Origin of the sequence: Corynebacterium sp. HFH0082 (assembly GCF_000411235.1) — a bacterium.
GTDB classification, from domain to species: Bacteria; Actinomycetota; Actinomycetes; order Mycobacteriales; family Mycobacteriaceae; genus Corynebacterium; species Corynebacterium jeikeium_D.
Window position 1 is genome coordinate 668,404 of sequence record NZ_KE150404.1, and the last position, 23,388, is coordinate 691,791.

Consider the following 23,388-nt stretch of genomic DNA (forward strand, 5'->3'; position numbering starts at 1 on the left):
TGGATAGTTTGTCCCAAAGAGAAAGTGACTAGGTTTATGACACTTTGAGCACAAATTTTGCCACGAAAGTGTCATAAACCTAGTCAGTAACTATGTGGAGTTTAAGCCAGTGCGCGGTTGACCGCGCTGGTGACTGCCTTCAGCGACGCGTAGGTGATGGAACCAGCGATGCCGGAGCCCCAGACCTTGGTGCCGTTGACATCTGCGAGGACGTAGGCCGCAGCCTCGGCATCGTCACCTGCGGTGCGAGCGTGCTGGACGTACTCCTGAACCTCGACGTTGATGCCGAGCTTCTCCAGGGCGTTGGCGTAAGCGGCCAGCGGGCCGTTGCCGACACCCTCAACGGTCTGCTCCTTGCCCTCGTAGACGATGTGAGCCTTGATCTTGGTGGCGTCCGACTCGTTCTGAGGGGCATCGACAGTCAGGGCAATCTGCTCGAGCGGAGCCTCGCGGTCCAGGTACTCACCTGCGAAGATGTCCCAAATCGCCTTGGAGTTGACCTCGCCGCCCTCGGCATCGGTGACTGCCTGCACAACGGAGGAGAACTCGACCTGCATGGAGCGCGGCAGGTTCATGCCGTGGTCCGTCTTCATGATGTAGGCCACGCCGCCCTTGCCGGACTGGGAGTTCACGCGAATAACGGCCTCGTAAGAACGACCGACGTCCTTCGGGTCGATGGGCAGGTAAGGAACCTCCCAGGTCACCGCGCGCAGGTCCTCGTCGGAAAGCTCCTTGACGGCAGCGCCCGGGCGGACCTTTTCTGCCATTGCGTCGAGGCCCTTGTTCACGGCGTCCTGGTGGGAACCGGAGAAAGCGGTGAAGACCAGGTCGCCGCCGTACGGGTGGCGCTCCGGAACGCGCAGCTGGTTGCAGTACTCGACGGTGCGGCGGATCATATCGATGTCGGAAAAGTCGATTTGCGGGTCGACTCCCTGGGTCAGCATGTTCAGGCCCAGAGTGACCAGGCAGACGTTACCGGTGCGCTCGCCGTTGCCGAAGAGGCAGCCTTCGATGCGGTCCGCGCCGGCCATGTAGCCCAGCTCAGCGGTGGCGATGCCGGTGCCGCGGTCGTTGTGCGGGTGCAGCGACAGAATGATGGAGTCGCGGCGGTTGAGGTTGCGGTGCATCCACTCGATGGAGTCTGCGTAGACGTTCGGAGTGATCATCTCCACGGTCGACGGCAGGTTGATGATGATCGGGTTGTCCGGCGTCGGGTCGATGACATCAACCACGGCGTCGACAACTTCCTTGGCGTACTCAACCTCGGTGCCGGTGTAGGACTCCGGCGAGTACTCCCAACGCCAGTTGGTGTCCGGGTAGTCCTTCGCGATGGTCTTAATCAGCTCCGCGGCGTCGGTGGCAATCTTCTTGATTGCGTCCTTGTCCTTACGGAACACAACATCGCGCTGCAGAATCGAGGTGGAGTTGTAGAAGTGAACGATGACGTTCTTTGCGCCGGCACATGCCTCGAAGGTGCGGCGAATCAGGTGCTCGCGAGCCTGAACCAGGACCTGGATGGTGACATCGTCCGGGATCATGTTCTTCTCAATGATCTCGCGCACGAAGTTGTAGTCGGTCTGGGAAGCGGACGGGAATCCGACCTCAATTTCCTTGTATCCCATCTGGACCAGCAGCTCGAACATGCGGCGCTTGCGCTCCGGGCTCATCGGATCAATCAGCGCCTGGTTGCCGTCGCGCAGGTCGACGGCACACCAAACCGGTGCCTTAGTAATGCGCTTGTCCGGCCAGGTGCGGTCCTTCAGCTGGAAGTCCTGAACTTCCTGGTCGTAAGGCAGGTAGCGGTTGGTTGCCATCTGGGAGTTGCGCTGCTTATTCCAAGCAGGCTGTCCTTCCGGAATCTCGCCAGCAGGAGTGGAGATTACAGAAGGAGCGGAAATAAAAGCGTCGGAAGGAGACATGTTGTGGGCCTTTCTAATTCGGACTTTTCTTGTAGGCCGGCACAACTTACCCCGCGACGGGGAGCCGGCCTTAAACCCAAGCCCCGCCGCGGCATAGAAGCAGTAGTCCGCGTTGCATGTGATGTACCTTACCCCGATGGTTATATGAATTTCATCATTCGGGGGTTTTAGTGGGGGAAATGTGCTCAGCCATCCACACGCCACCCACCCCACCCATCGATAGTTCTAAAGCTAGGACCAATGTATTTAGCGGGGTAAAGATGATAGCGTCCTTAAGGTGCAAACTAGCTGGTCTATTCTGAAGCGAGACTTGCGCCGTCTCCGCAATAGCCCAAGAGTGTGGGTGATTATCATCGGCGTGATGATTACCCCTGCCTTGTATTCCTGGTTCAACATCCCGGGCTTCTGGGATCCGTATGAGCACACCGAGAACATCGGCGTGGCAATTGTGAATGAGGACAAGGGCGCGAGTTCCTCGGTTACCGGAAGTCTCAATATCGGTAACCAGGTGGTCAAACAACTAAAAGAAAATCATGAACTGGGCTGGCAGTTCCCCGATGCCGAGAAGGCAGACCGAGATCTAAAGCGCGGCAAGGTCTATGCCGAAATCACCATTCCGCCGAATTTCTCGCAGGAAATGGTCGATCTGATCCAAGGGCAGGGGCATCCAGCAAAACTGACCTACCGCGCTAACCAGAAGATCAACGCAATCTCGCCGCACATCACGGCGCAGGGCGCGTCCGGCATTGATGGCCAGATCTCCGCGTCCTTTAATAAGGAGATCGCGAAGGCGGTCACCGAGCAGGTCAAGGAAGCTGGCGATCTGCTGCAGGGTCGGTTCGATGCGGCCCGTCTCAATTCCGCTGATGCTTTCCAGGATGTTGCCGATGCGGTTGCCAATAGCCGCGATGAAGTCGGTGCTATCCAGGAGCAGATTGGCAATCTGCAGCCGACGATTGCGCAGATCAAGAAGACTCTCGGCAGCGTGGACACGGCCCTCGATGACGCCCAGGATGCGTTGACGCAGGTGCAGGCGATTACTGGTGAGCTCAACAACGAGGTCCTGAATTTCTCCGCGGATCTCAACGACGCCTACTTGCAGGGCAGCACCGCTCTGGTGGAGGGCACCGGTAACGCCAACGCCGCGATTGGCGCGATGACTGGCAATCTGCAGGGCGCAATTTCCCGTTCGGATTCTGCGACGGCTGCGGCGGAGGACATCGTCAACCAGGCGGATCAGGTCATTGGTGGGCTGAATTCCCTGCTGGAGGCCAACCCGCTCAATGGCCCGGATAAGCAGGCAATCCAGCGCACCATCGATGCGCTCGACGAGAGCAACGCCACCAATAAAGAGCTGGTGGAGGGCCTGAAGAACGTCTCCGGCTCGGCGCAGGGAACTCTTGACTCCCTCAACGCCACCAGCGAGGCATTGGCGCAGGCCACTAAGGACGGCAAGGCCGCCTCGGATCAGATTCGTCAGGCGTCCCAGGACGCACTCCCGCAGTTGAGCAAGGCGCTTAATCAGCTCAACGCGCGCGTGGGTTCGTACGCGGCGGCGCTGGGCGCGCAAAAGGACACCGTCAAGGAAACGTCCGCGCTTCTCGACGCTACGAGTGGGCAGCTTTCCGCTGCGAATCAGGTCCTCGAGAGCTTTAAGGCCGACCTTGATGGTGTACGCGATGGCCTGGAAACTGCGCGTCTCGATGTCCTTACCCTGGGCACCACCGAAGAGCGCGAAGCCATGAACATGGTCAATGACCTTGATCCTGAGGGTATCTCGCAGTTCCTGAGCGATCCGGCTGAGGTTAAGACGGAGGCCGTGTTCCCGGTGGATCACTACGGCTCGGGTATGGCGGCGCTGTTTACCAACCTGTCGTTGTGGATTGGTGCGTTCATTCTGATTGTGATTTTCCGCGTGGAAGTCGACGCGGAAGGTTTCAAGGAAATCACGGTGGGCCAGGCGTACATGGGCCGCACATTGCTGCTGGGCATCATCGCTACTTTCCAGGCGCTGATTGTCTCTATCGGTGACATCGTCATTGGTGTGCAGCATGTCAGCGCGGTTGCGTTCGTCCTCACCTGTGTCGTGGTGGAGTTGTGTTATCTCGCCATTATTTACAGTTTGGTGGCGGCGTTTGGCCACGTGGGACGTGGTATTGCCGTAGTGCTCGCGTTTATTCAGATTCCTGGCGCCGCCGGTCTCTATCCAATTGAGATGACCCCGGACTTCTTCCAGGCGCTGAATCCGTTCTTGCCGTTGACCTACGGCATTGATGCTCTCCGCGAGACCATTGGTGGTTTCTACTCGAATTACTACTTGAAGAACATGCTCACCTTGATGGCCATGGCAGTGGTCGCCTACGTGGTCGGTTACTGGCTGCGCCGCAGCCTGTCCTCGGTCAATGTCTTGGTTAACCACCAGCTTGAAGAGGGCGGACTGGTCAACAACGAAGAAGTCCACCTGGTCGGTAGCGGATACAAGCTCAGTGACCTCGTCTTTGCGCTGCGTAACCGCGAGGAGTACCAATCGCGAGTCGACGAGCGGATGGAGAATCTGCGTGGCAGCTACACGCTGTTCATGCGCATGGCCATTGGCATCGCCGTGGCCGCCCTGGTGGTGCTGGGTATTTTGGCCCGTAACTACCCGGATCAGAAGGCCCTGTTCTTCGGTCTGGCTTGCCTGTTTGTGCTGCTCTGCCTCGCCTACATCGCGGTGCGCGAGTACGTCAAGCAGTCTGTGATTCACGCCCAGGAGCTCAGCGAGCTGTCGGAGGAGGAGCTGCGCGCCTACATGGAGCACCAAACTTCCCATCCGCATGCGTACTCGCTGGAAAATGCTGGTGATTCGGTTGAGCCACAGGCGAAGGTGTCGTCGGCAAGCGTGAAGACTTCCTCAGAAGGTGAAGCCTAATGAGAAACGTTCTTGAAATTGTGCGGAATGACTTTCGGGTGATCCGCCAGAACACGATGACCGGCATCATGGTTTTCGGTCTGGTGCTGATTCCGCTGCTGTTCACCTGCTTTAATGTGCTGGCCAGCTGGGAGCCGTTTGAGAACACCGAAAAGCTGAAGATTGCGGTCGCCAGTAATGACCGTGGTCATCGCACGGATATCGGTGCGATTGACGTCAACTTGGGCAATGAGGTGCTGTCGAAGCTGAGCCGTAACCACGAAATTGACTGGCAGATTACGGATTCTGAGGACGCCATCGACGGCACTAAGTCCGGTGACTACTACGCGGCAATCGTGCTTCCGGAGAACTTCAGTACTGAACTGATGACCTTCTACGTCCGGGGCACCAAGGCGCCTAAGCTGACGCTCTATACGAATGAGAAGAAGAACGCGCTTTCGTCAATCATTACGAGTAAGGGCGCGAGTGGCGTTATTCAGGAGATTGACAAGAACTTCACGCAGGTCGTCGCCAGTGTTGGGCTGGGCGTGATCACCTCGCTGGATGAGTATCTAAACACCTCCGACTCCAAGCAGGCACTGACGCGCGTGCAAAACCGCGTTGATGACACCGCCGCGCGGCTGCGCTCCGGTGCGCAGACTGCTCGTTCGCTGTCCACGCTGGTGGAGACCACCGTGCCGCTGGTGGAGACCGCGGATTCCATTTTGGAAAACGCTGGTGCGCGGATGGACATTCTGCGCAATGGTTCGGGTGACGGCAACGTCGCAGGCGATCTGGAAGCCGCGGTCGGCAATGTTCGCGACTCGGTTAGCACGGCGCTCGACGCAACGCAGTCGAGCTACGAAGGCGTGCGCGACCGCGTCAACGAGCTTGTCGACGGCACCCAGGCCACCAGCGGCGCGACCGCAGATACCTTTGACGCGATGGCGGCCAAATTCGGCCAGCAGGCCGATGGCCTGACTGCGATGCGCGACCGCCTGGAGGACACCGTTGGGGCAGTGGTTCCGGGTGTCGCTAAGCCGGGCTATGACCGCGCGATTTCCGATCTGAACACCTCGATTGCTCGCACCCGTGGGCTGCAGGAGAGTTTCTCCGCCGTGGCAGCGGATTTGCGTGGTGGCCGGGATACGGGATCGTCGATAAGCCAGGCGAAGGACGCTTTCACGGCTGCGATTGCCGCTGTGGAAAATGCCAAAAACTCCTACGAGCAGAACCTGCGCCCGCAGATCGACGCGCTGTCGGAGCCGGTGTCGCGTCTGAGCAACGACATCGAGGTCATTGGCGAGGACATTCGCGGCATCCGCGGTACGATTTCCGGCTCGCCGGTGGACACGCTGCGTAAGACCAGCGCCGCCACGATGGGTCTGAGCAACCGTTTTGATGATCTGGCCGCTCGCTTCGACGAGATTCACAACGCGCTGGAAGAGGCGAAGGACACCGGGGACCTCTCGCGAATTGCTGAGGCCGTCGGTGATGACCCAAGTGCCCTGGCAGCGCAGTTGGCCGCGCCGGTGCAGGTCGAGGAAGACCCCGTCTTCCCAGTCCAGAGCTTCGGTGCGGGTATGGCGCCGTTCTATGCGACCCTCGCGCTGTGGATCGGTGCGCTGCTGTCGTCGGTGCTGATCCGCACCACGGTCCGTAGCCGCGGCGGTCAGAAGGTCGGCGATGATGAGGCCGAGAATGTGGTCAGCGATGCAGTCGATGATGCGCAGGGCGATGCAGCCAGCGATGAAATCGACGAGCCGACCAGTGACGCACAAATCAACGCTGCGCAGGCCGATGACTACACCCGCGTCGAGAAGTACTTCGGCCGGTTCGCCACCTTCGCCAGCGTGGGCCTGGTTCAGTCCACACTGATGGTGTTGGGACTCCAGGTGTACGTGGGCATCGAGCCCGCGCACCGATTCCTGATGCTGCTGGCCGGCTGGGTGATTTCGCTGGTGTTTATGATGATCGTCTTCTCGTTCGTCTTCACCTTCGACAACGCCGGCAAGGCCATCTGCGTGCTGTTGCTGGTGATGCAGGTCTCGGCCGCAGGTGGCGCGTATCCGCTGCCGCTGGTGCCACAGTGGGTCCAGAACATTAGCCCTTGGCTGCCGGGTACCTACGCGATCGATATGTTCCGCAGCTCCATCGCCGGTATCTATGAGGCAGACTACTGGAAGCTGATGTTCATGTTGGCGCTGTTCATCATCCCGTCGCTGATTCTGGCGCTGGGCCTTCAGCGCATCTTTGAAAAGGGAATCAACGAGATCAAGAACGCAATCGAGGAGACGAAGGTGATGGCGACTTCGTAAGGGGGCCTAATCCTCCGCCTCGTCATTCTCTGTCTCGTCGCTCTCGCGCTCGGCTTCCGGCTCGCCCTTGCCGTCGCGCGAGAGCTTCCGCAGCCACCAAATCAGCAGCGCAATGATCACCGCCGCTGCTGCCAGGATGGCCCACATCCACCACTGCCACTGCGAACCGCTGCCGTCGAACACGGACTCCTCGTCAGGATCCATCGGCACCTGATGCCCCGTCACCAGCAGTCGGTGCGTGTTAATGCCGTAAGGCGTGCACGTAATCAGGGTGATCAGGTCTTCTCCGGGGACGCGTCGTAAAGCATCGGTTTCATCCGGCTTTACGACGGCTACGTCGTGGACCTCATACTTCAACTTGTGACCCGCGACTGCGATGTAGAACGCGTCGCCCTTCTTGACCTTGTCGAGGTTGTCCCACAGCGTCGCATTTTGCAGACCCGTATGCGCCGACAGCGACGCGTGACGACCTTCACCCTCGCCCACTCCGCCGACCGGGAAGTCGGTGCCGTAGAGGTGACCGACACCGCGCGAGAGCGACTTTTCCGACGTGCCGTGGAAAATGGGCAGGTCAGAGTTGATGGACGGGATGACGATGCGGCCGAGCGCGTCGGTCTCGCCAAGCACGTCGAGGTAGTGGCGGTAGCGCTGGTACTCCGGGGAAGACTCGTCATCGGAGGTGGTCCAGGCGTCGCCGGGATTGACCTCGCCGAGGCTGGCGTTGTACTCGTGGGCCTCATTCCAGGCGGTGTCCAAGACCTCAGGAGGAGCGGATTTCTCCAGCTTGGAGTATTCATCTGCGGCGCGGGCCTGCAGGAAGTTGTTCCACTGCGTTGCGACAACCGGGTACAGCAGCACTCCCAAACCACCAATGATCAACAGCAGGGCGATGATGGTGTTCGAGTTGAGCTTCTTGCCTTTTTGGGGCTTTGCTTGGGTTTTGGATGCGGCGCTGGCGTTAGTATCGTTTGCGCGTTCGGACTTCCGCTTAGATGTCGGTTTAGATGCCCGCTTGGAAGTTGCCCGCTTGGAATGGGAATGACGCCCCATCGAGTCCTACCTTTGGTGACCTTGTGCATAGCGGCCACGGGTCTTTCTCACCAGGGACAGTTCCCGGGCAGGGATAGCCAGGCCGACAAATCGCTAACGACTTAATAAGTGCACATACCAATTTAGGTCATGCAACCCGGGAGAGCTGAACTCTACTCACCGTGCTGTGGCATCGGTGGAATCTGTGGTGGTGTTTGCGGTGCTTGTGGTGTCGGTGTCTGCGGTGTTTGCGATGCTTGGGGCGTCGGTGGTCGCGGTGTCTGCGGTGTTTTCGGTGCTTGGGGCGCTTGTGGCGCTTGTGGAGGTCGCCTCTGCCGGCCGAGCCGCCAGGGCAATAGTGGCAGAAATCATGGTCACCAGTGCGATAAACAGCGCCACCCACTGCACACCAACCGCCTGGAAGCGCTCACCAAGAACGATGTATCCCAAGCTGAAGGCAACGATCGGCTCCACGACGGTCATAGCTGGCAGCGAAGCCTGCAACGGTCCCGCGTTAAAAGCCGCCTGCTGCAGGCCGACGCCAATAACCGCCAGTGCCACCAGCAGCCAGAGTTCCCAGGAGAGCAGGAGTTGGACGAGTCCGTCATTGACATAAGTATCGACCACCGACTTAGACAGCAACGCGACGAAGCCGTACAGCCAGCCGGTTGCCGTGCCGAGCAGTAGGGCCTTCGGGTTCTGGCGCAGCACTCCGCGCTGTTTGGTGTCTGAGCCGCCGCCGGCGCCGGTGCCGGTGTTGGGCCACTGAACTGCAGCGGCGTAAAGCCCGCAGGTGACCACGCCACCGACGGCGAGAGCCCATCCCCACAGGTAGGTGGGGATATCGGTGGAGCCGGCAGTCGGCTTGCCGAGCAACACCAGCGTCGCCACCGCAAAAGTAAGCGCCACGGACCAGATCATCTCTGACCGCGAAATCCGCCGACCGTTGACCTTCGCTGCCAGCGGGAGCGTGAGCATCAGCTTCATGACCAGCAACGGCTGCACCAGGAGCAACGTGCCGAATGCCAACGCCGTGACCTGAAATACATACCCGGCAATCGCCAGGCCCGAGCCCAGCCACCAGCGCGGCAGCTTCAGGGTCTTCGCCACTCCGCGAAGTGTGCTGGTGCCCTCTTCCAGTGTTCCGGAGAGGTTGTGGCGGATGACGGTTCCCCACGCGATGCTGAGTGCGGACAGCAGTGCCAGTATCGCTGCGAGAAGGTCATTGTTCACGTAGGAGATGCTAGGCACGCAACACTTGTCATGTCCACTTCGCAGGGGTTGGGCGGGGCAGTGCTTGGTGCCCGCAGCGCCTCGGGAATTAGCTGGTTCGGCCAAGAAGCTGACTGAGCCCGGAGTGGAGCTGGCTGAGCCCGGAGTTCTTGGCACAGTACCGAGAGTTACTGACTAGGTTTATGTCAGTTTTGACAAGTTTCAGGGCATATTTTTGTCATAAACTTAGTCAGTTTCACATTTGCAGCCCGCAGCAGCGTCCGATCCGCACCCAACCCATGCCCAATAACCCCGCAACCCCTACGCAACCCGATCCAAACCCTCCACGCAACCCCCACAAGCTACGTTTTGGTAACCCACTATGTAATTACGAATGCAACTCAAGTAAATTGAGTCAATAATAGTTACTTGCATATAGTTGCCTAGTTTTTGGAGGTTGCCGACCATGGCACTGGTTGTGCAGAAGTACGGTGGTTCATCCCTGGAGAGCGCCGAACGCATTCGTCGTGTTGCAGAACGAATTGTGGAAACCAAAAAGCAGGGCAATGACGTCGTGGTTGTCTGCTCGGCAATGGGCGACACCACCGATGAGCTTCTGGACCTCGCTGAGCAGGTCAACCCGGTCCCGCCGGGACGCGAGATGGATATGCTCCTGACCGCCGGTGAGCGTATTTCTAATGCACTGGTCGCTATGGCGATTGCAAGCCTCGGCGCCTCGGCTCGGTCTTTCACCGGTTCACAGGCTGGCGTGATTACCACGGAGCGCCACGGTAACGCCCGCATTGTCGAGGTCACTCCGGGCCGTGTCCGTGAGGCTCTCGATGAGGGCCATATCTGCCTAGTGGCCGGTTTCCAGGGTGTAAACCGCGAGACCAAGGACGTCACTACGCTGGGCCGTGGTGGCTCGGATACCACTGCGGTTGCCCTCGCGGCAGCCCTAGAGGCGGACGTCTGCGAGATTTACTCCGACGTGGACGGCGTGTACACCGCGGATCCGCGCATTGTGCCGGACGCACAGCGTTTGGACAACATTTCCTTCGAGGAGATGTTGGAGATGGCCGCGGTTGGCGCGAAGATTTTGCAGCTGCGAAGTGTCGAATACGCCCGTGCGTTTAATGTCCCGTTGCGTGTGCGTTCGTCGTATAGCAATGAACTTGGCACCCTTGTTGATGGATCGATGGAGGATATTCCTATGGAAGAAGCAGTGTTGACCGGTGTGGCGCATGACCGCTCCGAGGCGAAGGTGACCGTGCTGGGCATTCCGGATGATCCGGGCCAGGCGGCGAAGATGTTCCGTGCTGTTGCGGATGCGGAGATCAACATCGATATGGTGCTGCAGAACGTCTCCACCGTCGCGGATAACCGCACTGACATTACTTTCACGTGCCCGCGCGAGGATGCTCCGAAGGCGATGGCGTTGCTGAAGAAGCTGCAGGCTGACAACGACTGGAAGGACGTGCTTTACGACGATCACGTGGGCAAGGTCTCCTTGGTCGGTGCTGGCATGAAGTCCCACCCGGGTGTGACTGCGACGTTCTGTGAGGCGCTCGCTGATGAGGGTGTGAATATCGATCTGATTTCCACTTCTGAGATTCGTATCTCGGTGCTGGTTAATGACCAGGATGTCGACAAGTCTGTGAAGGCCCTGCACGACGCTTTCAATCTCGGTGGAGACACTGAGGCTGTTGTTTACGCTGGTACGGGACGTTAAGGAGTTTTCATGACCACGATTGCTGTTGTTGGTGCCACTGGCCAGGTTGGTCGTGTGATGCGCACTCTTCTGGCGGAGCGTAATTTCCCGGCCGATAAGGTTCGTTTTTTCGCTTCTGCTCGTAGTGCGGGCAAGGAGTTGGAGTTCCGCGGCGAGAAGATTGTTGTCGAGGATGTCGCGGCTACTTCTGACGAGGATCTGAAGGGCATTGATGTCGCGGTGTTCTCCGCTGGCGGCACGCTGTCGAAGGAGCAGGCTCCGCGTTTTGCGGCTGCTGGCGCTGTTGTTGTTGATAACTCGTCGGCGTGGCGTAAGGATCCGGAGGTCCCGTTGGTGGTCTCCGAGGTCAACCCGGATGCTTTGCAGGACATCCCGAAGGGCATTGTCGCGAATCCGAATTGCACCACCATGGCCGCGATGCCGGTTCTCAAGCCGCTTCACGACGAGGCCGGGTTGCAGCGTCTGCGTGTGTCCTCCTATCAGGCGGTCTCGGGTTCGGGCCTTGCTGGTGTGAATACTCTGGCTGGCCAGGTGCGCGAGAACGTCGACAACCTGGAGAAGCTGACCACTGATGGTTCGGCTCTGGTTGCGGAGGACTTTGGTCCGTATGTCGCCCCGATTGCTTTCAACGCGCTGCCGGTGGCTGGAAACTTTGTTGATGACGGTTCACTGGAGACTGATGAGGAGCAGAAGCTCCGCAATGAGTCCCGCAAGATTCTGTCTATCCCTGAGCTGGCTGTTGCTGGTACTTGTGTGCGCGTTCCGGTGTTCACTGGCCACACGCTGGTGATTCACGCTGAGTTTGAGAATGCTCTGTCCGTAGAGAAGGCAACCGAACTGCTGGAGTCCGCGCCGGGCGTGAAGGTCGTCGACGTTCCGAATCCGCTTGCCGCCGCTGGTGTGGATGAGTCCCTGGTGGGTCGTATCCGTGTCGATCAGTCGGTTCCGGAGGGGCGTGGCCTGGTGCTGGTTGTCTCTGGCGACAATCTGCGTAAGGGCGCTGCTCTGAATACCATCCAGATTGCGGAGTTGTTGGTCGCTGACCAGTAGTTGAGCGCAGTACTTAAAAGCGCAAAAAGTTAAGCCTCGGCACTTAGCGAACTTCGTGCTCTCAATGGCAACTACTCCCCACTAGTCGGTAACTGATTTCTCAGTCCAACTAATGGGGAGCAGTTCACATTTGTTGCGGTAGGGGGCCTATTTTTTCTTATTGACGCCCACGCTTTCCGCTTGGCTGCAGCGCCAGCGGAATGTGAGATTGTGCGAGCGCAGTGCTGGGGGGGGGATTGCGTCACGGGAGGCGCCGGCGCCCTATTTGGCGGCGTGAGGATGTGCAGATGTCGCTAGACCGGGAATGCGTGGCCGACGGCGCCGTTTTTGGGGCGCTAGCAGGGGTGAATGTCGCTAGACCGGGAATGCGTTAAAGACACTGATTTGCAGCTCCGCAAAACTGCAGGTCAGGGAATTGTCGCAAAATTCGGAGGCGCGCCTGTGCTGACAGATTCCCGTTCTAGCGACATTTCGACCTTCGAAGTGCAACTTTTCCGACAGTTGGTGCCACGAGTTGCAATAGCGCGAGCATCTCGGCACTGAGAGCCAGGGTGGCTAGGGTGGCCAGGGCGGTGACAGTGGCCAGAGTGGCTAGGGTGGCCAGAGTGGCGTCGGGTGGCCAGCGTGGCGACGGTGGCCAGGGCGGCGATGGAGTCGGTAGCGGCCGAGCGGGAAGCGGACTAACTTAGGGCAGCCTGTTGTGTGGTTAGCCTTACCTGTGTAATATAGACCCGATTACTGTGTTGGCCGTAGCCGAAAGAGGCCATCAGTCTCTTGGGGCTACGGGTACTTTACAGCGTTTCAAAGAGTTCCTTACGCGTTAGGTTTTCACATGTTTCGAAACAATTCGCTGACCCGTCGAGCGGCGCTGAAGACCGCCGCTGTCTTGGCAGCATCCACTCTTGTTCTGTCTGGTTGCTCCCGAGGCGACGACGCGGCGGCGTCAAAAAATGAGGGCACCGGGGACGAGCGCATCGCCGCAGTTGGCCTGGGAGACAGCGATACCTTGCTCGCTCTAGGCATCCAACCAGTCCTCGTAGCGCCCTGGGGTGCTGAGGGAGATGTTGATGCATCTGGCGTCGGCCCATGGGCTACCGAAAAGCTCGGCGACAACAAGCCTGAAGTGGTTTACGGTACTGCCAACGGATTCACTGCTGAAATCCTGGAGAAGATCTCCGCCGCTGATCCGGACAAGATCATTGCGGTGAACTCTGCCGTAGACGCGCAGGCGAAGAAGGCGCTTAATGACATCGCCCCAACCACCGTTAAGCCAGACGGTGCCACGGACTGGCAGATCCCCTGGCGGGATCAGGTCAACCAGATCGCCGGCGCTGTAGACAAGCAAGAAGAAGGCGACAAACTCGTCGAAGAAACGCAGAAGGCCTTCGATGATTTCCAACAGCAGCACCCTGAGCTCAAAGGCAAGCGTGCGGCTATCGTCATGCCTTATCAGGGAAAGATCGGCCTGTACACCTCCGGTGACGGTCGCGGGCAGTTTATCAAGAGTCTGGGCTTCGAGATCCCGAAGGAGCTCGAAGGTAACGGGGGCGAGTTCTACCGCGACATCGCACCTGAGAACTACAGCGACCTCAACAACGTCGATTACCTCTTCATCCTTGATTACCAGGGTGCCGCCGATACCTTGAAGAAGGATCCAACATTCAGCAAGCTGGACGTTGTTCGCGAAGGCAAGGTCCGCTGGATGGACGAAAACGTGGGCAATGCAATGAGTATGCCGAACCCATTGACCATCCCCTGGGCAGTCGACAAGTTCTCTGACGCAATTTAATTGAAAGTGTCCGTTTCAAGAACTCGACATTCTTTGGTGTTTTCCCGGCGTTTGCTTACTTCGGCCGCACTCGTTGGCTTGGCTTTGCTGCTGCTTGCCTCCCTGTACTTGGGTTCCAAAGATCTTTCCATTGGCGAAGTGACCAGCATCCTCATGCATGGTCCGCACCCATCTACGCAATCCGGCATCATTTGGGACTTGCGCGTTCCGCGCACCCTCTTGGCTGTGATCACAGGCGCAGCCCTGGCTATGGCGGGTGCCATTGCTCAGAGCTGGACCCGCAACCCCCTGGCAGATCCCGGCATTATCGGCGTGAACGCTGGAGCAAGTTTCGCAGTCGCTGCGGCACTGACCTTGGGCTGGGCAACGACGGTCGGGGAGCGGACACTTGTAGGGCTCGTCGGGGCGGCCGTCGCTGCCTCAATCGTGCTGTTGATTTCCCGCGTATCGCGTAACCCGCTAACTCTGGTACTCGTGGGCGTGGGAGTTACCTTCGCCCTGCAAGCGGCCACGAATATGCTGAGCCTCTATTCTTCCGACACCCTGGAAGGGCTCCGCCGCTGGACCGTTGGCTCTACAGCTGGGCGGGGTATGGAAGACGTGGCCTTAGCTGCTTTAGGTCTAGCACTAGGTGCTCTATGTGGTGCGCTTGCAGCACGCCCGCTGGATCTACTTGCGATGGGAGAGGACTCCGCCCGTTCCCTTGGCAGCTCGCCCACGAGAACCCGCTTGTTGGCTGCCGCAGCGGTGATCATCCTCGCCGGCTCGGCGACAGCCACTGTGGGGCTTGTGACATTCGTGGGCTTCGCCGTGCCACACCTACTACGCCCGTTTACCGGCCCGTCCCTGACTCGCCTCTTGCTGCCGACCGGCATTGTTGGTGGCGCGGCTGTGTTGCTAGCCGATATTGTGGGCCGCTTCGTCCTGCAGCCTAACGAGCTGGAAATGTCCATTGTCTTAGCTATTGTCGGTGCCCCAGTGATGATTCTGGCGGTGCGACGTAAGAAGAGTTCACCGACCTCGAATGACTCGGAGCTGACGATATGAGCGATATGACGTCTATCCGTAGTATTAAGCGTTCACGAAGCAGACGCGTCCTGGCGGCTTCGGCAGGGTTCGCCCTCATAGCGGCTCTTTGTTACTGCTTAATCCTGGGGCAAGGAGCGGTGAAGCTCAGCCCGATGGAAGTCATCGAGGTTCTCACCGGTGGGGGCACACAGCAAGCAATCAACGTGGTGTGGGATCTCCGCCTGCCTGTAGCAATCGCTACCGTTCTGGTCGGCGCGGCTCTAGGGCTGGCAGGTGCGTGGACTCAGACCATGGCCCGCAATCCGCTGGCCAGCCCGGACATTCTCGGTGTATCCGGCGGCGCGGCGGTTTTGGTTGTGGCGGGCACCGTAGTTACCCGCCCTGCATGGAGTGAGGGGGTGCCGACGTTCTGGTGGCGTGCTGCACTCGCTTTGCTTGGCGCACTAGTGATCGTTGGTTTGCTCGTTCTACTCGGTGGCTTCGGGACGTCGCAGCGCGTAGTGGTCATCGGCCTGGCACTGTCTTTCCTCACGCAGTCTTTAGTGCAGTATCTCCTGCTCCGGGCTGACTTAACTCGTGCCACGGATGCCCAAACTTGGCTCGCTGGGTCTACCGGCTTTGTGCGTATGGAAGCTTTGTTTCCTATGGTGTTGGGCCTGTTGCCCTTCGTAGTTTTAGGCCTTTGTGTTACGCGCGATGTCCCTCTTCTTTCTCATGATGACGCCACCGCGTCCACACTTGGGGTAAATGTCACGAGGGTGCGCGCTATTTTGCTCATTGCCGCAACGGGCATTGTCGCGGTGGTGGTTTCCTTTGTCGGCCCAATTGGATTCGTGGCACTATTGGCTCCTCAGCTGGCCAAGCTGGTGGCCGGAACGCCCACGCCCCATCCGTTGTGCTCTACTTTTGCAGGCGCTGCTCTATTAGCTGCGTGCGCCGTCGTGGCGGGCGCACTGCCATTTACATCCCCTGTGGGTTTGGTTACCGCCATCATCGGTGGCCCCGCGTTGGTGTTGCTTGTGTGGTTGGCGGCCCGTCGCGGAACTCTGAAAGGAATGGTTCAATGAACGTTCAAGTTGATCACGTCACCGTGGGCTACAACGACGGCCCAAGCATTGTTAAGGACGTGTCTTTCACTGCAGAGCCCGGGAAGGTCACCACGCTCTTAGGCCCCAATGGTTGTGGCAAGTCGACGTTGCTCAAGACGCTTTCTCGGCTGCTTGCTCCCGCCGAAGGACGGGTTCTTGTAGAGAAAAAGGACGTGCATAGTTTGCGGTCGCGCGAAGCCGCCCAACTAATTGCGCTTTTGCCACAACACCCGCTGTGTCCGGCGGGATTGACCGTTGGAGAACTTGTGGAGCGCGGACGGCACCCTTATCGTCGATCGCTCTGGGGTGGGGGAGCGACGGCGTCAGAAGATAAAGAAAAAGTGCGCGAGGCGCTGAAGAAGACGAAGGTTGACCATCTTGTTGCCCGCGACGTGGCGGAGCTTTCTGGCGGCCAGCGGCAGCGGGTCTGGATGGCGATGGTGTTGGCGCAGGATACGCCAATTGTGCTGTTGGACGAACCGACTACCTACCTAGATCCGGCACATGCGATAGAGATTCTAAGTATCGTGCGGGAGCTCGCTCAAGAGGGCAAGACGGTGATTACCGTACTTCATGATCTTGGCCTGGCGGGAGCTTTTAGCGACGAGATGATCGTCATGAAGGAAGGGGAAAAGATCGCCGAGGGTTCTCCAAAGGAGGCTCTGACGGTGGATGTGTTGCGCGAGGCATATGGCCTGAATGCCGAGGTGTGGGAAGATCCCCGCGGTATGGCTCCGATTATTGTGCCGCGAGGGATTGTGGCTAATTAAGGCCGTGCCCTGCCTAGGAACCAATAGGGGCACCACTGCACGGATTCGCTATTGAGGCCCCAGGTGTGAATTGCGTGGCGCCGTACTTCCTTGCAGAGCTGTCCTTCACCCGCGACCCAGACGTACTTCGACTGTGTTGCGGGGTGTTCGGCACGGTCCAGTTGCTGTAGGTGGGACATCACTGCCGTGCTGAAGTCCGTTGTAGCGCTAAACAGCACTTCTAGGCTGCCCAGCTTGCTCTCCCAGTCGGCGACGAGGGATGGCTCGAGGTCACCATGGTTCTCGGCGACCACTACGAGGTGTATGTCGCGCAACTGTTCCGGGGCAAACGCATCCGCGTAATCCAAAATGGCGCGAACGGAAGGTACGGCAGATGGGTCTGCGATAAGTGTTTGTGAACTTTGCGCGCGGTGCCAGAGGCCCTGGCATGTCCAGATGCCTACCTGGTCGCCAACACGAGTTGCAAGAGCCCAGGCGAGCCCTGGTCCGACGTGCTCATCCTTTGGATTTTTGACGCCATGTGTCGCCACGTCGAAAGTTATCTGTCCGCACTCGGGATCGAGTGAGCGTACGGTGTACCAACGTAAATTTGGGCGTTGGGTCTCCGGCATGGCTGTAACGCTTGCGCGGATATTGGCGCCACCTCCGTGGAGGGGTAAATGGAGATTCTCGCCGGGCTTAGCCGGCATAAAGAGGCCAAAGAATTCGTCCGGGCCGGAAAGCTGAAAGCCGACTAGCTCGGGGGAGCGGATGACAATCCTCTGCAGGTTTTCTGCCGGGGCGCTGACGTCATAAACAGTGGCGCGGATGATTCGATGGTGCGGTTCAGAAGGGGCGGCCAAGAGTAGGTGGTCAGAAAAGGCCGCGCGGTAGGCGGAAGTGTTCGTCGGAGTGTTCAGGGTAACTGGGTTCGAGGTCATAGTGGGAGTTAACTTACCCTTACCTAAAGCAAAAGTGAAAGGGTGAGGGGCAGAAAAAGCCCCGCGGGGATCCGAGGTGAACTGGTCCCCGAAAGTTGGACTGGTTTAACTCTAGGCGGTTAGGGCTTCAAGGGTCTGATTTCGATATTGCATCGGGGTCAGGCCCTTGAGTCGTTGTTGGACGCGTTCGGTGTTGTACCACTGGATGTATTCGTCGATTACTTGGTTGAACTCTGCGACCGTGTCGAAGACTTCTCCGTGGTACATCTCGGTTTTCACGTGGCCGAAGAAGTTCTCCATGACCGCGTTGTCGTAACAGTTGGCTTTACGCGACATCGACTGAACACCGCCGTTGTCGCCGATCAGGTCACGCCACGAGGCATGCTGGTACTGGAAACCTTGATCGGTGTGCATCATCCACCCGGGTTCAGGTGCCCACGCCGCGATCACCTTGGGCAAAGAATCGGTGGTCAACGCTGTCGACGGCGATGTAGCCACAGTGTGGGCAACGATTGAGCGGTCGAACAAGTCCATCACCGGTGACAGGTAGACCTTGCGGCCTGCAACCCTGAACTCGGTGACGTCGCTGACAAAGACGGTATTTGGCTGATCCGGGGTGAATTTGCGGTCAAGCTTGTTGTCGGCAATGTGGCTGATCGTCCCGGTGTAGGAAACATAAGGTCTACGTTGGCGGATCTTGGCTCGCAGCCCCATCTCGCACATGAGTTTGTAGACGAGTTTGTGGTTGACCACCCACCCCTGGTTACGCAGGTCAAGTAGCACTCGTCGGTAGCCGTAGCGATGCTTGTTACGCTCGAAGCTTTCCCGAATCGCTTGCTTGAGCTCGGCGTGCTTATCTGGCTTACTGAGTCGTTTCTGGTGGTAGAAGAACGTCGACCGTGGCATACCTGCTGCCTCTAGGAGGTACTCCAAGCGGTGGTGCGACTTGAGGATGACAATCGCCTGGACTTTCAGGCGCGTCCCTGATTCCTCAAGTCCCGCAATTTTTTTAGATAGGCATTTTCGGCCCGCAACCGTTCGTTTTCGCCACGCAGCTTGTCTTCCTCCGACAGCGGCTTCGGCGTGACCGATCCTTTGGGTCTGCCCTTCGGCTACGGTTTCAACGCGTCATCGCCGTCTTTGCGCCATTTCCACGACCACCCGCGGACCAGCTGCTGTGATGACAGGCCAAATTCACGTGCAAGATCCATCGCTGTCTCGCCAGCAAGGTGGCGTTGGACAACTTCCTTCTTAATCTCAAACGAGTACTGCTGCTTAGTCGGTTTCTCCACAAGACATAGCCTGCATGCAGCTTAAACCGACGACAGAGCATACGGGCGGCATACTTGGAGACACCAAGGGCATTGGCAGCGGCTGTATAACCCATGCCTTGCTCAAATAGTTCAACCAACTGCTCGCGCTGATATTCACTTAGCGAACTTCGTGCTCTCAATGACAACTACTCCCCACTAGTCGGTAACTGATTTCTCAGTCCAACTAATGGGGAGCAGTTCATTAGGTGCCGGGGCTTTTCTGCTGGAAAAGGCGAGCCTGGTTTGGGGTGACCAAAAGGCTAGCAATGTGACCCGTGACATGCGACGTTTGGGCATAAGTGCAGGTTAGATTTTGCCGTTTTTCTATTTCCAATTACTTGGCTGAAGTGCGTCGATTTTCTATATTGTGACCGTTTTTCATCACCGGTACGGTTTTCGTGTGAGCACGGCAGTGGCCGCAAAGGAGAAGGCGAGAAGCCCTTTACCTTCAGCTCTGGGCATCGCGCCACACCATCTATCTACACTTCATTTTCTAAAGGATCATCATGGATAACCTGTGCAATATCTGCGAACTGATTTCCTCCTTGCCAGCACCGGCTCCGCTGCCGGTACCTGAGTTCAACGTGAACTTCCCGGAGGGCCCGCTGGTTCAGGTCGACTCCCTGTTCCCGAATTTCCACTCTCTGACTGAGGGCGGCAACCTGGGTCTGCAGAACGTCGGTGGCGACCAGGACAACGCTCTGCAGAACGTTGGCGGCAACCAGGGTCTCCAGAACGCTGGCGGCGACCAGCTGAACGGCGGAGACCAGATTGGCGGCGACAAGCTGGAGAAGGGCGATAAGGTCGGCGGCGACCAGGTTAACGACAAGGGCCAGATTGGTGAGCGTCAGTCCGGTTTCCAGACCGGTGGCCAGGACCAGAGCCTGCAGAACGTCGGTGGCGACCAGGGTCTGCAGAACGGTGGCCAGGAGCAGGGTCTCCAGACCGGCGGTAAGAACCAGAATGGTCTCCAGACCGGCGGCCAAGAGCAGGGCATGCAGACCGGCGGTAAGAACCAGGGTGGCCTCCAGACTGGCGGCCAGGAGCAGGGTGCCCAGACCGGTGGCAACAACCAGGGTGGCCTGCTGGCCGAGGACGGTGCGGGTGACAACCTGCCAGTCGACCTGGACCTCACCGGTGCAAAGGCTATCTAAGACCGTCTAAGCCGACTTAGGCACTGCACTGCGCAGCTGTTAGCTTGCGCGGCGATTAGCGCGTAACAGCGCACGAGCGCCTTCTCACTCTTTGTGGAGTGGGGAGGTGCTTTTTGCGTTTATAGCTGGCGACGTGGGGTCGATCCGAGTTACTGACTGCGTTTATGACAAAAATGGCCCGAAAAATGGCTTGAAAGTGTCATAAACTCGCACAGTTTCACATTTGCAGCCCTCTATTCAGGCGCGATTTACATAACGTGATCTGCTGGAATGTCTTGAATCAGACCCATTTTTGTCTATTAACTGCAGATGGAGAGGGCTAGGGCGGAGAGGCAAATATTTATGCAGCCGCAATTAAGGCACAATTATGTGGCTTATTAAATGCGCCTAGGGGGTTTTTGCAAATGGCTCAGAGGTGTCATTATTGCGTCCGGAAAATTATTGGGGTGCATTTTCATTAGGTGGGGGTGGGGTGTTGGCTGTGCCTTATCTCACAATTATAAGAATCGTGACATGGGAGACATTTCAACCCGAATTAATGGGTGGAGATTTATTGAAAAATCTTCATATCTGCAGGTAATGGAGGTTTATCTGGGCTGAATGGCTAGGCGTCGTAGAGGAAGGTGGAACGTTAGTATTTGCCCGGTATCCATACGGCTACCCCTGAAAAAATATGCAAACAACAATTATCGACATTGAAATAAAAGGAAATAGGGGTGCCAATTAAATGGTCTAACAAACATAAAATGTATTTGTTATATTCGGGGGCGGCCAACGCTATAAATGAGAATTAGAAGGCGATGTCAACTGGGCTACCTGTGATGGGGGCTGGAGACGCTTATGCGTGGTCATTGATTGTTAATTGAAGGCTGGAAAGGTAGCGAAAGGTGTATAACGCACTGAAATCGAAGGAAGGGGGAGGGCTCATGTTCGGTCGTTTTACAAACGAGAAGCGCTGGTTGGCGCTATTTAGCTTCATGGCTGTGCTCGCTCTTTTCTTCGCTAAATCTCCAATAATTGCGCATGCGCAGGATGCAGAAGACACTGGCGAAACCCTGACGATTCAGAAGATTCTGAGTGTTCCTGGAACCGTTAAGGGTGTTGAAGCCAATGGAAATGTCCGTGATTTTGGGCCACTCATTGCGGCATTTGACGAGGCTGCAACACCATTTGGTAGCCACAAAATGGGTTACTGCATTGAGGCCAGCGTCGCCGGTGATCTTTATGACACCGGTCGTGTGCAGAACTTCAGTCAGTTCTCGCGCAGTACAGATACCAATAACAAGCTGCGGAACGACTTTGACCGATACCGGAAGCTCAACTGGATTGCGCACCACGGTTCTCCAGCTGTTGGTTTGGATGAACTGGGGAAGGCGGCTGGAGTTAAAGGACGTCTGAATGTGCTGGATGCCAATAACGCAACTCAGTTCGCTCTGTGGCACTTCTCCGATGACATTGACTTCTCCCAGGGCATTCACAACCCATCGACGAAGGCTGTCTACGACTACCTCACTGGTCCGGCTAACGTCGGTCAGGGCACCGTCGACGGTACGAACCGCACTGGCTACATTTTCAACAATGGTAAGAAACAAGACATCATTGTGATTGACAATGTCACTCCGTCTTCCGGTGAAGTTCCGGCAGAGCCGGCGAAGCCGTCCGAGCCAGAAAAGCCATCTGAGCCGGAACAGCCAACCGAACCGGAAAAGCCGACTGAGCCGGAGAAGCCGACTACACCGACCACGCCTGCGGAGACCACGACCCCGTCCGAGTCGACCAAGCCATCCGAGCCGGAGAAGCCGACCACGCGTAAGCCGTCGATCTCCACTCAGGCTCGCCTGAACGGCAACAAGATTGTTGCGGGCGCTGTGGTTAAGGACATCGTGAAGTTCACCGACCTGGTTCCGGGTAAGAACTACCGCCTGGACGCCACCCTGGTGGACAAGACCAATGCTGATCGCATCCTGGGTACCGGCAGCGTGGAATTCACTCCGGAGACCTCTTCGGGTGAGCAGGCTGTCATGATTACCGTCTCCGATGATGTAGATGAGCCGGTTTCCGCTGCTGTTGCATTCGAAAAGCTGACCTCGACAGAGGTCACCGCCGATGGCCAGGACAACACCGATGGTCAGCGGGTAGAGATCGCCTCCCACGAGGACATTAACGACGCAGCTCAGACCGTTCACGGCGAAAAGCCGGAGCAGCCGTCGACCTCCGAAGAGACCCCGACGACCGAGGAGACAACGGAGCCGTCGTCCAGCGAGACCACTACTTCTGAGACCAGTGAGTCTGAGACTCCGGCGACGTCGGAAAGCGAAGAGCAGCCGAGCTCTTCGACGACTACTCCTAACACCTCCGAGTCCACGAAGCCGGCCGCTCCGACGGAACCGACCGAGCCGACTGACAGCACTGAGTCGCAGACCACGGAACCGACCGAGCCGACTGAGACTACCGAACCGTCTAAGCCGAGCGAGCCAGCTGATACGCCGCTGGAGCCGGAGCTGCGCACGGTAGCTGAGCTTCAGGGCAATCGCATTGAGGCTAATGCCAAGGTCGTCGACACCGTGCATTTCGAGGGTCTGGTCCCTGGTAAGAACTACACCCTCTCCGGTGAACTGGTTAACAAGGCTGATGGCTCTGTGATTGGTCATGGCGAGGCGACGTTCAAGCCGACGTCGGCAAGCGGTACTGTGACTGTCACTCTTGAGGTGTCTGACTCTGTTAAGACTCCTGTTGCCGAGGCTGTCGTGTTCGAGCACCTGACCTCTGATGAGGTTGACTCGACTGGTAAGGAAAGCGCTGGTCAGGTCAATGAGATCGCTGACCACGCAGATATCAACGACGCTAGCCAGACCGTGACCGGCGACGTTCCGGAGAAGCCGGAAGACACCCCGACTGAGGAAAGCGAAACTCCGTCCGAGGAGACGATCGCACCGGAGACCAGCTCGACTGAGCCGACCACGTCCACGGTTCCGGCAACGCCGAGCGACGATGAGCCGTCCGAGCAGCCGGAGACGACACAGCCGGAAGAGCCGTCTGAGACGACAACTCCGTCTACGTCCGAGTCCGAAAAGCCGAGCAAGCCGACCAAGCCCGCTCAGCCGGAAAAGCCGTCCAAGCCGACCAAGCCCGCTCAGCCAGAGAAGCCGAGCAAGCCGACCAAGCCTGCTCAGCC

14 protein-coding genes and 1 pseudogene are annotated in these 23,388 nt (G+C 58.0%); 10 read left to right on the forward strand and 5 right to left on the reverse strand.

The window, feature by feature from the left end; all coding sequences use genetic code 11:
* Positions 1–101: 101 nt before the first annotated feature.
* On the reverse strand, positions 102–1,919 hold the full coding sequence (leuA, locus tag HMPREF1206_RS02800) for a 2-isopropylmalate synthase (RefSeq protein WP_016421878.1): 1,818 nt from the start codon (positions 1,917–1,919) through the stop codon (positions 102–104).
* Positions 1,920–2,196: 277 nt separating this feature from the next.
* On the opposite strand from leuA, the gene HMPREF1206_RS02805 reads away from it, so the two are divergent.
* Positions 2,197–4,830 carry a YhgE/Pip domain-containing protein gene (locus HMPREF1206_RS02805; protein ID WP_042388329.1) on the forward strand — a complete coding sequence of 878 codons (2,634 nt, stop codon included), beginning with the start codon at positions 2,197–2,199 and terminating at the stop codon, positions 4,828–4,830.
* Complete coding sequence (locus HMPREF1206_RS02810) at positions 4,830–7,127, forward strand: YhgE/Pip domain-containing protein (RefSeq protein WP_016421880.1); 2,298 nt, start codon at positions 4,830–4,832, stop codon at positions 7,125–7,127. The genes HMPREF1206_RS02805 and HMPREF1206_RS02810 overlap by 1 nt, the downstream gene beginning before the upstream one ends.
* A 6-nt stretch (positions 7,128–7,133) precedes the next feature.
* Here HMPREF1206_RS02810 and HMPREF1206_RS02815 read toward each other — a convergent pair whose 3' ends face one another.
* Both HMPREF1206_RS02815 and HMPREF1206_RS02820 read right to left on the reverse strand, forming a co-directional pair.
* A complete protein-coding gene (locus HMPREF1206_RS02815) occupies positions 7,134–8,177 on the reverse strand; it encodes a class C sortase (protein WP_016421881.1) in 1,044 nt (347 codons plus the stop codon).
* Positions 8,178–8,333: 156 nt separating this feature from the next.
* Complete coding sequence (locus HMPREF1206_RS02820) at positions 8,334–9,389, reverse strand: DMT family transporter (RefSeq protein ID WP_231367167.1); 1,056 nt, start codon at positions 9,387–9,389, stop codon at positions 8,334–8,336.
* A 445-nt stretch (positions 9,390–9,834) separates the two neighbouring features.
* Between HMPREF1206_RS02820 and HMPREF1206_RS02825 the strand changes: the two genes are divergently transcribed.
* From HMPREF1206_RS02825 to HMPREF1206_RS02850, 6 genes are all read left to right on the forward strand, one after another.
* Positions 9,835–11,100, forward strand: a complete 1,266-nt coding sequence (locus HMPREF1206_RS02825; RefSeq protein WP_016421883.1) for an aspartate kinase — start codon at positions 9,835–9,837, stop codon at positions 11,098–11,100.
* Between the two features lie 9 nt (positions 11,101–11,109).
* Entirely contained in the window at positions 11,110–12,150 is a 1,041-nt protein-coding gene (locus HMPREF1206_RS02830; RefSeq protein WP_016421884.1) for an aspartate-semialdehyde dehydrogenase, read from the forward strand.
* 832 nt (positions 12,151–12,982) lie between these two features.
* Positions 12,983–13,939, forward strand: a complete 957-nt coding sequence (locus tag HMPREF1206_RS02835) for an iron-siderophore ABC transporter substrate-binding protein (RefSeq protein ID WP_016421885.1) — start codon at positions 12,983–12,985, stop codon at positions 13,937–13,939.
* 51 nt (positions 13,940–13,990) lie between these two features.
* Entirely contained in the window at positions 13,991–14,986 is a 996-nt protein-coding gene (locus HMPREF1206_RS02840; protein ID WP_167389319.1) for an iron ABC transporter permease, read from the forward strand.
* Positions 14,983–16,035 (forward strand): iron chelate uptake ABC transporter family permease subunit, encoded by a 1,053-nt coding sequence (locus HMPREF1206_RS02845; RefSeq protein ID WP_016421887.1) that lies wholly within the window; start codon positions 14,983–14,985, stop codon positions 16,033–16,035. The genes HMPREF1206_RS02840 and HMPREF1206_RS02845 overlap by 4 nt, the downstream gene beginning before the upstream one ends.
* Complete coding sequence (locus tag HMPREF1206_RS02850) at positions 16,032–16,826, forward strand: ABC transporter ATP-binding protein (protein ID WP_016421888.1); 795 nt, start codon at positions 16,032–16,034, stop codon at positions 16,824–16,826. Before HMPREF1206_RS02845 ends, HMPREF1206_RS02850 begins: the two co-directional genes overlap by 4 nt.
* Here the strand turns inward: HMPREF1206_RS02850 and HMPREF1206_RS02855 are convergent.
* Positions 16,823–17,746 carry a siderophore-interacting protein gene (locus HMPREF1206_RS02855; RefSeq protein ID WP_016421889.1) on the reverse strand — a complete coding sequence of 308 codons (924 nt, stop codon included), beginning with the start codon at positions 17,744–17,746 and terminating at the stop codon, positions 16,823–16,825. The two genes, HMPREF1206_RS02850 and HMPREF1206_RS02855, sit on opposite strands and share 4 nt — an antisense overlap.
* A gap of 111 nt (positions 17,747–17,857) precedes the next feature.
* Positions 17,858–19,047, reverse strand: a pseudogene (locus HMPREF1206_RS10920) (IS3 family transposase); the annotation flags it as partial.
* Between the two features lie 518 nt (positions 19,048–19,565).
* Between HMPREF1206_RS10920 and HMPREF1206_RS02870 the strand changes: the two are divergent.
* Entirely contained in the window at positions 19,566–20,213 is a 648-nt protein-coding gene (locus HMPREF1206_RS02870; RefSeq protein ID WP_016421892.1) for a hypothetical protein, read from the forward strand.
* 926 nt (positions 20,214–21,139) lie between these two features.
* Positions 21,140–23,388 (forward strand): VaFE repeat-containing surface-anchored protein (locus HMPREF1206_RS11415; RefSeq protein WP_016421893.1); only part of this gene is annotated, 2,249 nt, incomplete at its 3' end.

Coding starts and splice junctions, on each gene's coding strand:
- HMPREF1206_RS02830 (WP_016421884.1), top strand. CDS start 11,110: ATGACCACGATTGCTGTTGTTGGTGCCACTGGCCAGGTTGGTCGTGTG.
- HMPREF1206_RS02855 (WP_016421889.1), bottom strand. CDS start 17,746: ATGACCTCGAACCCAGTTACCCTGAACACTCCGACGAACACTTCCGCC.
- HMPREF1206_RS02825 (WP_016421883.1), top strand. CDS start 9,835: ATGGCACTGGTTGTGCAGAAGTACGGTGGTTCATCCCTGGAGAGCGCC.
- HMPREF1206_RS02810 (WP_016421880.1), top strand. CDS start 4,830: ATGAGAAACGTTCTTGAAATTGTGCGGAATGACTTTCGGGTGATCCGC.
- HMPREF1206_RS02870 (WP_016421892.1), top strand. CDS start 19,566: ATGGATAACCTGTGCAATATCTGCGAACTGATTTCCTCCTTGCCAGCA.
- HMPREF1206_RS02850 (WP_016421888.1), top strand. CDS start 16,032: ATGAACGTTCAAGTTGATCACGTCACCGTGGGCTACAACGACGGCCCA.
- HMPREF1206_RS02815 (WP_016421881.1), bottom strand. CDS start 8,177: ATGGGGCGTCATTCCCATTCCAAGCGGGCAACTTCCAAGCGGGCATCT.
- leuA (WP_016421878.1), bottom strand. CDS start 1,919: ATGTCTCCTTCCGACGCTTTTATTTCCGCTCCTTCTGTAATCTCCACT.
- HMPREF1206_RS02845 (WP_016421887.1), top strand. CDS start 14,983: ATGAGCGATATGACGTCTATCCGTAGTATTAAGCGTTCACGAAGCAGA.
- HMPREF1206_RS02835 (WP_016421885.1), top strand. CDS start 12,983: ATGTTTCGAAACAATTCGCTGACCCGTCGAGCGGCGCTGAAGACCGCC.